A 15,806-nucleotide genomic window follows, 5' to 3' on the forward strand; every position below is an offset into this window, starting at 1 on the left:
AAACCTACATGGCAAAAACAGCAAAAGTCGAGTTTGTATGCTCCGATTGCGGAATGAATTTCACTCAATGGCAAGGTCAATGCCGTTGCGGTGCTTGGAATACCTTAGTCGAAATGAAAATCCCTAAAGCGGGCAGTAAAAGCAGCAGTTCACGTACAGCAAACACTGGTGGTTATGCTGGCTTAACCGGCGGTGGTTCTAAAAAAATTAATGATATTGCCACCACTGACGCAGAAAAAAAATTAACGGGTATTGGTGAGCTTGACCGGGTTTTATCTGGCGGCGTAACAACTGGCTCGGTCAATATCATTTCAGGCGATCCGGGCGCAGGTAAAACAACACTTTTATCAGACTTAGTCGCAAGAATGTCGCAAGCTACCGCTTCACTTTATTGTACGGCAGAAGAATCTCTTTCTCAGTTTAAAAATCGTGTTCACCGACTAAAGCTAGAATATAACGAAGATAATCTTTTTTTATTGGCGGAAACCAGTGTTGAGGCCATTATTGACGAGTTAGATAAGCATAAGATTAAATTTGCTGTTATCGATTCTATTCAAGCGGTAGTCACTGAAAACGCCAATGGTAGTCCTGGCTCTCCTTCACAAGTCAAAAGTAGCGCACAAGCACTTACTCAATATTGCAAACAAAACGATGTCACTATGTTTATTATTGCCCACGTTAATAAAAATAATGAGATTGCCGGTCCACAGACCTTAGTACATATTGTTGATGCGCTACTACACATAGACACTAATGATGGCCAAATTCGTACGCTTAGAGCAAACAAAAACCGCTTTGGTGATATAGACACTGTCGGTATTTTTAAAATGTGTGAGCGCGGTATGCTTAGCGTTGATAACCCAAGTGAAATATTTTTATCTGGCTCTAGTACCGAATCCCCTGGTTCAACCATTACTTGTATTCGCAAAGGTAACCGCAATCTTTTATTAGAAATTCAATGTTTAACCACGGAAACCGAAGCAGAGTTTCCACAACGTGTTTGTGTCGGTTTAAACATGAATAGAATAAAAATGTTAACGGGCATATTACGCAAGCATACCAAAACCAAAATATTTCACGATACGTTCTTTAATATTGTTGGCGGTCTTAAAATTGATGAGTCTGAAACCTGTATCGACTTGGCCTTGGTATCCGCACTGTTAAGCAGTTTAAACGACTTTGTTATACCACGTGATACTTGTATTATGGGCGAGTTAAGTTTAAACGGCGATGTTAGACCCATAGACAGTGGTGTACCGCGCGTTAAAGAAGCGGCTCAGCATGGTTTTACCAACATATATATTCCTTATCGTAATTACCATAAATCCATGGAAGGTTTAGGTGCTAATATTAAAGCGGTAAAAACGATTCATGAACTCATTGAGTTAATCACATAGCTAGACTTAAACTCACCGAACCATAATACCGACGACGGTGTCTACTTTAACTAACGTAAAAGACGCACGGGTAAAAAACCATTGTTAGTAACACTTGCACTACAGCTAAGTTTTACTGACAATGGTCACTTTAATGTTTAGCATTGATAACGGTTAACCATGCCGTAAAGCCACCTACTTTATATTGACCGTATCTACCCTAATAACGATAACTTTCCTATGAAACTTACTATTAAAAAAGCCCTTATTGTTCTTGCTTACTCAGTCGTTTTACCGCTACAAGTCAACGCAAGTAATGACAAAATTACCACACATTCTATTGAAACAACGGGAGCTGTTGAGGTGACTGAATCTACTAATACGATTAAAAAAAATAGCAAGCAACTCACCATAGCGCGTATTTATAGCTCGCCTTCGCTTAACGGCAAAACACCTAAATCATTAAAGTTCTCGCCAGATGGTACGCGAGTAACCTATTTACAAGGTAAAACTGAAGACTTAAATCGTTACGATTTATGGGAATATAATTTAGCCAGTAAAGAAAATAAACTATTGGTTGATTCACAAGCACTGTTTAGTGGCATTGAGGATTTATCTGATGAAGAAAAAGCCCGTCGTGAACGTCAACGTATTTTTGGTGTTGGCATCTTAGAGTACCAATTTTCACAAGATGGTAGCGCCTTATTATTCCCGCTTAATGGTGATATTTACTATTATCATTTAACCACTAAAAAGGCTAAACGGTTAACCGATACCGCTGACTTTGAAACCGATGTGAAGTTCTCACCTAAAGGTAACTTTGTTTCTTACATTCGAGCGCAAAATATCTACGTACTCAACATTGCCTCAGGTGAAGAACGTCAATTAACGACCGATGGCGCTGGCGTTATTAAAAACGGCATGAGCGAATTTGTTGCTCAAGAAGAAATGGCGCGAATGACGGGTTATTGGTGGGCTCCCAATGAACAGCATATTGCTTTTTTACGTGTTGATGAAAGCCCTGTACAAACCGTTATTCGTAACGAAATATACGCCGAAAAAATTGAGCTAATAAAGCAGCGTTACCCAGCAACCGGCACTAATAACGTCGATATTCAGTTGGCCGTTACTGACATAAAAGGTAAAAAAATTCGCTTTGTCGATTTAGGTGACAACAAAGATATTTATATTCCCCGGGTCAAGTGGTTACCCGATAGCGAAAATCTTTCTTATCAGTTACAAAGTCGCGATCAAAAAACCTTAACGTTAAAAACATATAACCTAAACAAACGTCGCCAGCAGACTTTATTAACAGAACAGTCAAGTCATTGGCTTAATTTACATAAAGACTTAACTTTTTTACGTGATAACAAAACTTTTATTTGGGCCTCTGAACGTGACGGCTACAAGCACCTTTATCATTACGACTTAAATGGGACGTTAATTTCACAACTAACTAAAGGTAAATGGGTGGTAGACTCACTGGCTCATGTTGATGAAAAAAATGGCTGGCTTTATTTTACCGGCCGCGCTGATACGCCGCTTGAGCGTCACTTATATAAAGTACCGCTTAATGGTAAATCTCCTGAAAATGTCCAACGTATTAGCCAACGCAATGGCTTTCATAGCATTAGCTTTAGTGCTACCAGCGACAGTTACCTTGATAGTTTTTCAAACACACAAACGCCAACACAAATAAGTTTACATGCTGCTAATGGCGATCATATTACCTGGTTGGCTGAAAACAAAGTAACACCAGAACACCCTATAGCGCCTTATTATGATGAGTTAGTGATGCCTGAATTTGGTTCATTAAAGTCTGATGACGGACAAGCTGATTTATATTACAAACTCTATAAACCGAAAAATATGCAACCTGGTAAAAAATATCCCGTGATTGTTATGGTTTATGGTGGTCCACACGCACAGCTGGTAAAAAACGTCTGGCAAGGCGCGGATATGACACAATATATGCTGCAACAAGATTATATTGTCTATCAGCTTGATAATCGCGGCTCTAATTATCGTGGTACAGCCTTTGAGTATCCTATTTATCAACAGCTTGGCCAAGTGGAAGTTACCGATCAAGTCACTGGGGTGAAATATTTACATACCCTACCCTATGTTGACAAAGAGCGTATTGGCGTTTTTGGTCACTCTTATGGCGGTTACATGGCATTAATGAGCATGTTTACTGCTGATCATTATTTCAAAGCCGGCGTAAGTGGCGCGCCAGTAACGGATTGGCTGCTTTATGATACCCACTACACAGAGCGTTATTTAAATCACCCTGAAGCAAATGCTGCCGGTTACCAACAAAGCAGTGTTTTTCCTTATGTATCTGGCTTACAAGGTCCAATGATGATTTATCATGGTATGGCTGATGACAACGTCTTGTTTACTAACACCACGAAGTTAATTAAAGCACTGCAAGATGAAGGTAAGCTATTTGAATTAATGACTTACCCAGGTAGCAAACACAGCATGCGTGGCAAAAAAGTGAAAGTACATTTAAATACCACGATTATGAACTTTTTTGATAGACACTTTAAATAACACTTCTTAGTGCACAAGATGAACTCTTAACCTTAAATAGTAGAGAGTAAACGCCAGATAGCATAAATAATAAAAGGTAAGTGATATCACTTACCTTTTCTTTATTGTTTATCATTTTAATTTAATCAACCACTTAAAAATTAACGCTTTACATATTGTTTTACTAGCATTTTTCATGCCTAAAACGTTCAATAAATTGCTTGAAAAATAGTTACATTTAATTTCATTTATCTACCACTTTTCTATTGCATTTTTATGACCTATGGTCGATTATGAGATTGAAGACAAGGACACAAGTAAAGATACAGATAACAACAAGAGGTAAACTATGAAGATTAATATTTCTGGACACCACGTTGAAATAACCGAAGGTATCAAGCAATCTATCGAGAATAAGTTTGCAAAAATCTCTAAACATTACCCCTCTATCATGACGATAGACTCTACTATCACCGTTGAACCACATCTGCAAAAACTTGAAGTAACAACATTGTATGAAGGAGAGACAATCACTGTGAATGCTTCCGACAAACAATTATATGCCGCAATAGCTAAAGTCGTTAAAAAACTAGATGTTGCTCTTGCTCGTCGTAAAGGCATACTTACAGCCAAGTTCCACGATAAGTTTGTTGTACCACAAACAGACATGTATCAAGCAACTTAATTTATCATACTGTGCTTAGCGTATACTCAATGATATTAACTGAACAAGAGAAGCAAAGCTTAGTATTCACTAAAATAGCCAATTAAAAAATTTACATCGCTATTAAATATATTACTTAAATAAAAAAGGCTGCATCATGAAAATGATACAGCCTTTTTATTTAAGCTCAACTCAGTTAAGTAAAGCCAGTTATGAAAAGCTTAGATTATTCTGGTTCATAATCTAAGTTTGCCGACAACCAACGTTCTGCTTGTTCTAAGGTCATGCCCTTACGTGCGGCATAATCAATCACTTGATCTTTAGCGACCTTGGCTACGGCAAAGTATTTAGACTCAGGGTGTGAGAAATACATGCCACTTACCGCGGCACCTGGCCACATGGCGTAGCTTGAGGTTAAGTCCATATCAATGTTTTCTTTCACCTTAAGTAACTCCCAAATCAAACCTTTTTCAGTATGTTCAGGACAAGCAGGGTAACCCGGCGCAGGACGAATACCTTGGTAACTTTCGCGAATTAACGCGTCGTTATTTAAATCTTCATCGGGTGCAAAACCCCAGTATTCTTTACGTACTTTTTCATGTAAATATTCAGCGCTCGCTTCAGCTAACCTATCGGCAACAGCTTTTAGTAATATCGAGTTATAAGCATCGTGATCCGCGTCATACACTTTAACTAACTCTTCAACGCCAAAACCAGCTGACACCGCAAATGCGCCAATATAATCATCAATGCCTGAATCAACAGGGGCAATATAATCAGATAAACAGCGGTTAAACTGCCCTGCTGGTTTTTTACTTTGTTGACGTAATTGATGTAAGCGCGTTAATTGTTCTGTTCGACTTTCATCGGTATAAAGCACAATATCATCTTGCTTAGCGTTTGCTGGAAACAAGCCAAAGACCGCTCTTGCACAGATTTTTTTATTATTGATAACATCATCGAGCATGGCATTAGCATCATTAAATAAATTCGTTGCTTCAACGCCAATCACTTCATGCTTTAAAATCAGTGGATACTTGCCAGATAGTTGCCATGTCATAAAGAATGGCGTCCAATCAATATATTTTCTTACTTCAGATAAATCAATATTATCCAGTACGGTTACGCCCAACTTATTCGGTTTTTTCGGTGTGTACTCTTCAAAACTAATTTTAGTGGCATTAGCCCGAGCATCTTCAAGGCTAACTAAACTTGAACGAGGACCTTTTTTATAATGACGCTCTCGTACCCGTATGTATTCTTCTTTGGTACTTTCATGAAATCTTGCTTTATGCTCTTTGGACAATAAGTTACTGACCACTGATACCGCGCGTGAAGCGTTTGATACATAAACCACTGGCTCGTCATATTGCGGTTCAATTTTAACGGCGGTATGTGCTTTTGAGGTAGTAGCACCACCAATAAGTAAGGGTAATTTAAATCCGGTACGTTTCATTTCTTTTGCAACATGTACCATTTCATCAAGCGATGGTGTGATCAAACCAGACAAACCAATAATATCGACATTTTCTTCTTTGGCGACACGTAAAATATCATCACAAGAAACCATGACGCCAAGGTCAATAATTTCATAGTTATTACATTGCAGAACGACACCAACAATATTTTTACCAATATCGTGTACGTCACCTTTTACCGTGGCAAGTAACACTTTACCGTTAGTGCTGGCTTCAGTTTTACCCGCCTCAATGAAAGGGTTTAAATGGGCCACGGCTTGCTTCATTACCCGAGCTGACTTGACTACTTGAGGTAAAAACATCTCGCCAGCGCCAAATAAATCACCAACGACGTTCATCCCATCCATTAATGGTCCTTCAATTACATCTAAAGGTTTTGTCGCTGCAAGTCGCGCTTCTTCAGTATCTTCGATAATAAATTCATTAATGCCTTTCACTAACGCATGCGCTAAGCGTTCGTTAATGGGTAGTTCACGCCATGACAAATCTGCTTTAGCAGCTTGTCCGCCTGCTTGACCGTGATATTCTTGAGCAATATCAAGTAAACGTTCAGTGGCGCCGTCATCGCTGTTTTGAATAACGTCTTCTACCGCATTTTTTAGCTTCTCAGGTAAATCTGAATAAATCGCTAATTGACCGGCGTTAACAATACCCATATCCATACCATTTTTAATGGCATAGTATAAAAATACTGCGTGAATGGCTTCGCGAACAGGGTTGTTTCCTCTAAATGAAAAAGATACGTTAGATACACCGCCTGAAATCATCGCATGGGGTAGGTTTTTCTTAATATCATCAACGGCTTCAATAAAGTCGACCGCGTAATTGTTATGCTCTTCAATGCCTGTGGCTACTGCGAAAATATTAGGATCAAAAATAATATCTTCTGCTGGGTAGCCAATTTCATCAACCAATATATGATAAGCACGATGACAAATTTCATACTTGCGTTCACGCGTATCGGCTTGACCTTCTTCATCAAACGCCATCACAATAACGGCAGCGCCATAACGACGAAGTAACTCAGCTTGTTGGCGGAAGTTTTCTTCGCCTTCTTTTAAGCTGATTGAGTTAACAATTCCTTTACCTTGAATACATTTTAATCCCGCTTCAATGATGTCCCATTTCGAAGAGTCAATCATAATTGGCACTTTAGCGATATCAGGCTCACCAGCAATCATGTTTAAAAAACGTACCATGGCGGTTTTTGAGTCCAACATGCCTTCATCCATGTTGATATCAATAATTTGTGCGCCGTTTTCTACTTGCTGTAGAGCAACAGCAATCGCTTCATCGTACTTTTCTTCAACAATTAAGCGTTTAAACATCGCCGAGCCTGTTACGTTAGTACGCTCACCGACGTTAACAAACAAGCTATCTTCTTGAATAGTTAGCGCTTCTAAACCTGATAGGCGACAAGCAATAGGACGCTCTTCTACTTTACGTGGTTTAATATTGGCGACACTTTGCGCCATACCGCGAATATGTTCAGGTGTGGTACCACAACAGCCGCCAATAATATTTAAAAAGCCAGATTCTGCCCACTCTTGTACATGAGTGTTCATTTCATCAGCCATTAAATCATACTCACCAAAAGCATTAGGTAAACCTGCATTAGGATGCGCCGATACCGCGGTATCACAAATTCGGCTTAACTCAGCAACATATTGACGTAATTCAAGCGGGCCTAAGGCACAGTTCAAACCAAAAGAAACGGGCTTAGCATGACGCAATGAATTATAGAAAGCTTCAGTAGTTTGCCCTGATAACGTACGACCCGAGGCATCAGTAATAGTACCGGAAATCATTACAGGTAACCGTTCACCTAGCTGTTCAAAGACAGTCTCAACCGCAAAAATAGCCGCTTTAGCATTGAGCGTATCGAAAATAGTTTCGATTAAAATAATATCACTGCCACCTTCAATAAGCGCCAGCGTAGACTCTATATAAGCATCTTTTAGCTCATCAAAAGTAACGTTACGAAAAGCAGGATCGTTAACATCAGGAGAAATAGAGCAAGTACGGTTAGTTGGCCCTAACACACCGGCAACAAAACGTGGGCGTTCAGGGTTCTTCTTAGTATACTCATCCGCGGCTTCACGCGCTATTTTCGCCGCAGCACGGTTAATCTCACTGCTATATTCTTGCATGTCGTAATCAGCCATGGCAATAGTAGTAGCGTTAAAGGTGTTGGTTTCAAGAATATCAGCGCCTGCTTCTAAGTATTCAAGGTGAATGGCTTTAATAATGTCAGGCTGAGTAAGCACTAACATATCGTTATTGCCTTTAACATCGGTATGCCAATCAGCAAAGCGCTCTGCTCTGAAGTCTTGCTCTTCAAATTTATAGGCTTGAATCATAGTACCCATGGCACCATCAAGAATAAGAATATTTTTAGCCAATTGCTGTTCGAATAAAGCAAAAGAAGGATGTTTTTTCATTGTGGTATCCAAGTCAATTTTTCGTTTGTTCGACATGTTTATTAAATAAGTGCGCATTCGGGTTAACTTATAACGCTATTGAGATATAGCGTTATTTAGGTATAAAGTATTGATGACGTTAACCTACTGTAATGCGACCACCTATTCATTTAACGCGTTATTTGATAATGTTTAGTCTAACTTTGTCTAGCTTTGTTTAGCTTTGTTTAGCTTTTTTAGTGTCGCAGGCATATGCTTTGCATCTAACTGATATGGCGTCATTTGATAAACATAATAATTAAGCCAGTTGGTGTAAAGCAAGCTACCATGACTACGCCATGATCCCACCGGATTATTATTCATATCATTATCTTGATAATAATTCTCGGGTATTGAGGTGCTACTGTCTTTTTTACAATCACGTAAAAACTCTTCATGTAAGGTAGACGCATCATACTCAGGGTGACCAATTAAATAGACTTGACGTTTATTTTTACTGGCCGCCAAGTACACACCGGCATCAGGTGATTGCGCTAATATCGATATTTCTTCAATACTTTCATAGTCGCTTTGTTCAATATAGCCATAGCGAGAGTGTGGCACATTAAAGTGTTCATCAAAGCCGCGCGTTAGCTCTTCTTTACTGTCTAACGGCACATGTGAATAAACACCAAAGAGTTTTTTCTTACGTAAATGGCGATTTAAACCATAATAGTGATATAAAGCCGCATGTGCAGCCCAGCATGAAAACATGGTTGACGTGACATTTTTATCTGCCCAATCAAATACTTCACAAATTTTATCCCAATAACTCACCTCGGTGTAATCAAGTAGTGCCAAAGGCGCTCCGGTAATGATCAAGCCATCATATTGTTTGTGTTTTATATCATCAAACAGATAATAAAAATTCTCTAAATGCTCTTTAGGGGTGTTTTTGGAAACATTTTTATGAATACGAATGAATTCAATATTAATTTGCAGCGGAGTATTAGACAGCATGCGTAATATTTGTACTTCTGTTTCGATTTTATTAGGCATTAAATTCAAGATAGCTACTTGCATAGGACGAATTTCTTGATTAGCGGCGCGGTGCTCCGACATCACAAAAATATTTTCGTTATCTAATATAGAAAGAGCGGGTAGTTGATCGGGAATTTTAATGGGCATAACGCTACCTAACAAAAAAAGTACATAATAAGAGTAGTGATAATGTTACTTAGATCACTCTATTTGTCAACATCTAAACGTATAGACGTCTATACTGTTTTTATATTCTGAAAGAATAACAATAATATCAGTGGCGAGGTATTTTAAGAAAACTTGGCTTCAAATAATACGTGGGTTTTAAGATAAGTGGTGTTAACAAAGTGCTTTATAACCTAAGGTTTTCGCTGTGAATAGTTAAGCTAAAACTACTCTGCCAAATAAACCTTGTTTCGACCTGAATCCTTAGCAATATATAAAGCAGCGTCAGCTCTAGCTATCCACTGTGACGGTGTTTCTTTATCGTTAAATTGTGCTACCCCCAGTGACAATGTCATAGATATATCGTCTGTAAACACATGTTCTTCGACTACTGCTCGCATATCTTCAGCAATGATAGCTGCCGTTTTTAAATCAACATATAGCGGTGCGATAATAAACTCTTCGCCTCCATAACGATAAAGAGTATCAAGCATACGAATGTTATTAACAAGCAGCTTAGTTAGCGTCACTAAAATGTCGTCACCAATAAGGTGACCATAAGTATCATTAATTTTTTTAAAATTATCTAAGTCTAATAAAATTAGGCACATAGTTTTTTTTTGTCGTTCTTGGCTAAGTATTGCTTTGTTTAGCTCACTATCTAAAGCCCTACGATTGCCCGTTGAAGTCAACGGGTCTGTTGTCGCCAGTAACTTTAACTTTGCCTGTACGCCTTTGTATGAACGAAAAATAACAAAAGAAAATATACTAGTTAACAGCATAGAAACAAAGATAACCGATACTTCAGCAAAATTTGTTGTTGGATAGAGTAATAAAGTAATGGTCACCGTAGAAACAACACATAATATTATCGCTGTGCGTTGGTGGTTCAAGTAGAAAATGGCTAACACGAGAGGATAATACCAATAAATAATTGATAGTCCATGCACAGTAATAAAAGCAATAATAATAGCTATTAACAACAAAGACATAAGTAAACTAGCAAGCGCTACTTTATGCGTTTTATAAACGTATAAAAAGAATATCGACATTAAAATAACGATGATGGCATCAGCGATCGCCATCACTATATCACCCGATAAAAAGCGAATTAACACAAAAGGAGAAATAACCGCAGCCGTTAAGGCGCTCATATAAAGTAAGACTATTTCTCGTTCTGTTCTTTTACTCATATCATTTTCTCTCAAGAGGCATAAGTAGCCCTAACGATAAAACAAGCGGGCTCATTTATTTATTGGCTATAAGGTTACAATCAATATAACCAATAAAAAAACCATAACAAATGTTATGGTTTTTTAGTAGTAAAAGAAGAGTATATACTCGTTCCACTTGAAGAGACTCGTTTCAGGAAGTTTGAGCGATTCATCGTCAAGGCACTTTTTTATTAAGAGTTATCCCTTAAAAAAGCTAACCTAGGCTAGGGTTTGCTCAAGCCCAAAGGCGGATATAGGAAGCAACTAATCTTTAAAGTTCGTAAATTGGAAAGATTGCTCTAGCTCTGCAGTGCGTACTAATTGCATTACCGCTTGTAGATCATCACGCTTTTTACCCGTGACACGTACTTGCTCACCTTGAATAGCGGCTTGGACTTTCATTTTCTCATCTTTAATCAGCTTTACTACTTTTTTAGCCACATCTTGTTCAATACCTTCTTTAAAGGTGACTTGCAAACTCCAGTTTTTACCGGTTGCACTGGCATTACCAATAGTCATTGCCTTAGCATCAACATTACGTTTAGTTAATTGACTTCTTAGCATGTCGCACATTTGCTTTAATTGAAAGTCCCCTTGAGCTTTAAGGGTAACATTAGGCTTTTTCCACTCAAAACTGGCTTCAACACCACGAAAATCAAAACGTGTGGTCAGTTCACGGTTAGCGTTGTCGACAGCATTTCTAACTTCTTCTAAATTAGTTTCTGATACGATATCCATTGATGGCATAATTTACTCTCTATAGTAGGTTGAATTCACGCAATACGGTTATTATACCAAGTCTATTGAACTATTTACCACTGAGTGATAATTAAAAATATTGATTGTAAATCATGTTAGTATCAAATTACTTACATTGTTAATTGCAGATTTTTTTTGTGAACGCTCGCCAACATTATTACTTTTTTATTAGCGTATTTATCGTCTCCAGCTTACTACTTGTTGCTCATTCGTTTGTGCCTGATTCGTGGCGAAAAATCATCTTTCAATTTCCAGCAATAGATACTATTGGGCACTTAACTAGCTTTTTTATTCTAACCTGGGTCAGTCACTCGGTTATTAAGTTGTCACTGCCACTTTGTTTAATGCTACTCACTTTTTATGCCGCTTTAACAGAAGTAAGTCAATCACTGTTAGGTTATCGTCAGGGGGAATTGGGTGACTTTCTTGCTGATGTACTTGGTATATGTTTATTTGTCTTAGTAAAATGGCTTTACTTTAGCTTTTTCAAAAAAGACTTAACTAAAAATACAACTAAATAGCCAGATTTTAAAGCACAGTTAAACGTCTTAACACACAGCGGTAGAAAATAATGACAACGAATAAAAGTAAGCTTAATAAACAAAACAATATCGTCGTCGTCGGGCAAGGGGCAATGGGCTTACTTTGGTACCATCATTTGTCTAAAGCAAGTAACTGCAGTAATACTAATATCACGCTGCTTGCCTCTAACCAATATGAGATAAAGAACGCTAACTATCACTTTACTGCTTATTTGCAAGCACGTGCAGCAAGTTATCCGTTAAGTTATAGCCAAGCAGCAGATATCGCCGCGGCAGATGTTATTTTACTTTGCCTAAAGTCATACCATATTGCTGATGCTATTAAACAGTTAGTCAGTCAAATCAAGCCTGAGTGCAGCCTTATTTTAGCGCATAATGGTATGGGGACTTTTGATACTGTCGCTAGCTTACTACCCAGCGAACAAAACATATTAGCCATGTTAACAACCCATGGTTGTTTACGCAGTGCTCCATTAACAATAACGCACACAGGTTTAGGGCAAAGCGATATAGGTATGCTTGCAGGTAAGTTAAGCGCAGCTAAACAGCTGCAATTACGTAATTTGTTGAACGACGCGCTACCTGAGGTAAGTTTCCATGAAAGTATTATCAACAAGCAATGGCTAAAGTTAGCAATAAACTGTGTGATAAATCCGATAACCGCTGTCAATAATATTGATAACGGTAAGGTAAATGATCCGCAGTTTACTGTGCAAATTAACGCCTTACTAACAGAAATTGTTGCTGTAGCTCAGGCTGAAAATATCGAATTATCTTTTAACGACTTACTTGAAATGGTCGCTAAAGTAGCACAAGCAACAGCTCAAAACTGTTCTTCCATGCGTAGCGATGTGTTAGCTGCTAGGCCAACAGAAGTGGATTACATAAACGGTTATATACACCGTTTAGGGCAGAAAAATAATATTGCCACACCAGAAAATACCCAAGTGTGGCAACAGGTAAAAGCCTTAACTTATCATGCTAAGATTTAATATTGGCTACTTACCGTTAAAACGACTTATGGACGATATACTTTGACGTTTTTAAAACCGTTATCAAGTAAGTACAATGCCTGTAACTTACTCATAACACCGTGATCACAATATAATAAATAGTCTTTCGTCATATCTAAATCACCAAATTTTGTCGCTAATTTATAAAACGGAATATGTTTGACTTCAACATCGCCTAACACTAATGGCTTTTCTTCTTCTTCATCAGGGCTTCGAATATCAACAACCACCGCATTCGCTGGAATATTTTCAACGAGATCGACCGCATGAATTTCTTCTTCAGTTTCTTTACCAATATCACGAATATCATAAACTTGCGTTTCACTGATCACCTTATCTAGAATATCAAAATCAAAGTTACCTTCTTCTTCTTCAACTTTAGCAAGTACCGCTCTTACTGTTGGTTTTTTAGAAATAACACCACAATATTCAGGAATGGTTTTAGCAAAATCTTCTGTACCAATATTACGGGCAATATCAATAATGTCTTGTTTATCGTAAGCCATTAACGGACGTAAAATTAAGTTATCGGTTACCCGGTTAATGACATTTAAATTAGTAAGCGTTTGGCTTGAAACTTGCCCTAAACTTTCACCCGTAACTAATGCTTGAATTTTAGCTCGATTAGCTATTTTACTTGCCGCTCTGACCATCATTCGCTTTAATACCACGCCCATATGGCTATTTTCAACATTTTCTAAAATTTCAGCGACAACCGGCTCAAAATTAACAGCAAAGAATTTAACTTTATGAGAAGCACCAAACTTATTCCACAAGTAATAACTCACTTGCTTAACCCCCACTTCGTGGGCTGAGCCACCTAAGTTAAAGAAACAATAGTGAGTACGAGAGCCTTTTTTGATCATTTGATAGCTTGAAACACCCGAGTCAAAACCACCTGACATAAGCGATAAAACATCTTCTTGCGTGGCTATCGGAAAGCCACCTAGGCCCTTATGACGTTGGGTAACAATAAATAGATCTTTATTTTTAATTTCAAGGTGCACGGTAACATCAGGATTTTTTAGCTTAACGGTAGAGCTTGCTACGGCTTGATTTAAACCACCACCAACATATTGCTCTACTTTAAGCGAGTTAAAATCGTGAGTACCGGTACGCTTAGCGCGTACACAAAATGTTTTATTTTCAATAGCCTTAGCATGAACTGCTAAGGTTTTTTCATAAATGTCATGTACATCAACAAAGTCAGTTTGTTGGACTTCTAAAAACATAGGTATACCCGGAATACACTTAAGCGCATCAATTAAACGCTGGCGATTTTCAGGGGAGTTGTCTTTAGTGTTAACTTCAATGTTATCCCAGTTCATACGCGAGGTGATTTGTTCATCAACACGACGTAAAACATTTTTAATGTTTGTCTCTAAGATTTTAGTAAAACGTTTACGAACGGGGCGAGATTTAATAGTAATCTCAGATTGAAGCTTAACGATAAATTTCATCGGGTATAACCTAAAAAGGCACCTAAAAAGGCAAAAAAATAATGGCGCACATTGTACACTATTTTTCAGCCTTTTTTAAGTTTTTACTGCCAGTGGTTAAAATTAACGCTAAGGCGCTATTTTCTATCGTTTTGTATTATCTTTTAAGTACATTTATTAATTAATAACACCTATACGCTCGGTTTCTTTAGCCTTACCTTGGTTAATAGCTATTTCAACACGACGGTTACGACGGCGATTTAGTGCATTAGTATTCGGTACTAATGGTCTTGTGTCTGCATGACCCGCAACCACTAAGCGCGTAGGGTCAAAACCGGGGACTTTAATTAACTCATGTGCTATCGCTACCGCCCGTTTACTGGATAAATCCCAGTTAGAGCTGAATAGTTCAGAGTTAACACCGCGGTTATCAGTATTGCCTGATACCATAATTTCACCTGGCATGGTGTTAAGTAATTGACCAATTTCTCGGATGATAGGTCGAAACTGAGGTTGTAAAAAGGCAGATCCTGAAGGGAATGAGCCATTTTCTCTAATTCTTATAATAACTTGCTGACCGAGTGACTCTAACTCTACTGCACCGTCTTGAATTTGCTTTTCAAGTTGCTCAGCAATTTTTTTCACTAATTCATTCACTTGCTCTTGTGCTGCTTCTTCCATATCTTGTTTAGCTTGATCAATAGCTTGTTGGGATAAGGCATCGTCAGTATTTTGAGATTGACCGCCGCGCTCAGTACCACGCTGCTCTTGTCGTCCACCAGCAGAGCTTTCATCACCCGCTTGAAATTCAAGCATCTGCTCGGTCATTTCCATGGTTTGTTGTTGAATAACTTCAATAGGCGTCGGCTCGGGTTTTCCTGGACGAAATTCTTGCGCAATAATACTAGTGCCTTTAGGAATATCCTTTACTTCTATTTTATTTTGCACACCAAAAGCAAACTTCATCGAACCGGCTATTTGTTTAAATTTTAAAACATCCATTTCAGAAAAAGATAACAACAGCACAAAAAAGCACATCAAAAGCGACATAAGGTCAGCAAAGGTCCCCATCCAAGCAGGTAGCCCAGGAGGTGGACACTTACATTTTTGTTCAGACATACTTACCTCTTAACATAAGTACTCCTGATGTTAAACCATTCAACATAAGCGCGTTTGAGATT

11 protein-coding genes are annotated in these 15,806 nt (G+C 38.2%); 5 read left to right on the forward strand and 6 right to left on the reverse strand.

Features of this window, described 5'->3' with window-relative positions; translation table 11 throughout:
• Positions 1-8: 8 nt before the first annotated feature.
• From radA to hpf, 3 genes are all read left to right on the forward strand, one after another.
• The gene (gene radA / locus FCS21_RS06690; protein ID WP_138621704.1) at positions 9-1,397 is read left to right on the forward strand and encodes a DNA repair protein RadA; all 1,389 of its coding nucleotides are present in this window, start codon (positions 9-11) and stop codon (positions 1,395-1,397) included.
• A gap of 219 nt (positions 1,398-1,616) precedes the next feature.
• Complete coding sequence (locus FCS21_RS06695) at positions 1,617-3,932, forward strand: S9 family peptidase (RefSeq protein ID WP_138621706.1); 2,316 nt, start codon at positions 1,617-1,619, stop codon at positions 3,930-3,932.
• Between the two features lie 328 nt (positions 3,933-4,260).
• Positions 4,261-4,596 (forward strand): ribosome hibernation-promoting factor, HPF/YfiA family, encoded by a 336-nt coding sequence (gene hpf, locus FCS21_RS06700; protein ID WP_138621708.1) that lies wholly within the window; start codon positions 4,261-4,263, stop codon positions 4,594-4,596.
• A gap of 205 nt (positions 4,597-4,801) precedes the next feature.
• On the opposite strand, the gene metH is transcribed toward hpf, so the two are convergent.
• The 4 genes from metH to FCS21_RS06720 all read right to left on the reverse strand — a co-directional run bounded on the left by metH (position 4,802) and on the right by FCS21_RS06720 (position 11,619).
• Entirely contained in the window at positions 4,802-8,494 is a 3,693-nt protein-coding gene (gene metH, locus FCS21_RS06705; protein ID WP_138621710.1) for a methionine synthase, read from the reverse strand.
• A gap of 186 nt (positions 8,495-8,680) precedes the next feature.
• Positions 8,681-9,640 (reverse strand): homoserine O-succinyltransferase, encoded by a 960-nt coding sequence (locus FCS21_RS06710; RefSeq protein WP_138621712.1) that lies wholly within the window; start codon positions 9,638-9,640, stop codon positions 8,681-8,683.
• 245 nt (positions 9,641-9,885) lie between these two features.
• Positions 9,886-10,851 carry a GGDEF domain-containing protein gene (locus FCS21_RS06715; protein ID WP_138621714.1) on the reverse strand — a complete coding sequence of 322 codons (966 nt, stop codon included), beginning with the start codon at positions 10,849-10,851 and terminating at the stop codon, positions 9,886-9,888.
• A gap of 285 nt (positions 10,852-11,136) precedes the next feature.
• Positions 11,137-11,619 (reverse strand): YajQ family cyclic di-GMP-binding protein, encoded by a 483-nt coding sequence (locus tag FCS21_RS06720; protein WP_138621716.1) that lies wholly within the window; start codon positions 11,617-11,619, stop codon positions 11,137-11,139.
• Between the two features lie 149 nt (positions 11,620-11,768).
• Between FCS21_RS06720 and FCS21_RS06725 the strand changes: the two genes are divergently transcribed.
• The gene (locus FCS21_RS06725; RefSeq protein WP_138621718.1) at positions 11,769-12,152 is read left to right on the forward strand and encodes a VanZ family protein; all 384 of its coding nucleotides are present in this window, start codon (positions 11,769-11,771) and stop codon (positions 12,150-12,152) included.
• A gap of 50 nt (positions 12,153-12,202) precedes the next feature.
• Positions 12,203-13,165 (forward strand): ketopantoate reductase family protein, encoded by a 963-nt coding sequence (locus FCS21_RS06730; protein WP_138621720.1) that lies wholly within the window; start codon positions 12,203-12,205, stop codon positions 13,163-13,165.
• Between the two features lie 26 nt (positions 13,166-13,191).
• Here the strand turns inward: FCS21_RS06730 and thiI are convergent, their stop codons facing one another.
• Both thiI and FCS21_RS06740 read right to left on the reverse strand, forming a co-directional pair.
• Positions 13,192-14,646, reverse strand: a complete 1,455-nt coding sequence (gene thiI / locus FCS21_RS06735; protein ID WP_138621722.1) for a tRNA uracil 4-sulfurtransferase ThiI — start codon at positions 14,644-14,646, stop codon at positions 13,192-13,194.
• A 156-nt stretch (positions 14,647-14,802) separates the two neighbouring features.
• On the reverse strand, positions 14,803-15,744 hold the full coding sequence (locus FCS21_RS06740) for a flagellar motor protein MotB (RefSeq protein WP_138621724.1): 942 nt from the start codon (positions 15,742-15,744) through the stop codon (positions 14,803-14,805).
• Positions 15,745-15,806: the final 62 nt, after the last annotated feature.

This window comes from Colwellia ponticola, from assembly GCF_005885605.1.
Classification (GTDB): Bacteria; Pseudomonadota; Gammaproteobacteria; order Enterobacterales; family Alteromonadaceae; genus Colwellia; species Colwellia ponticola.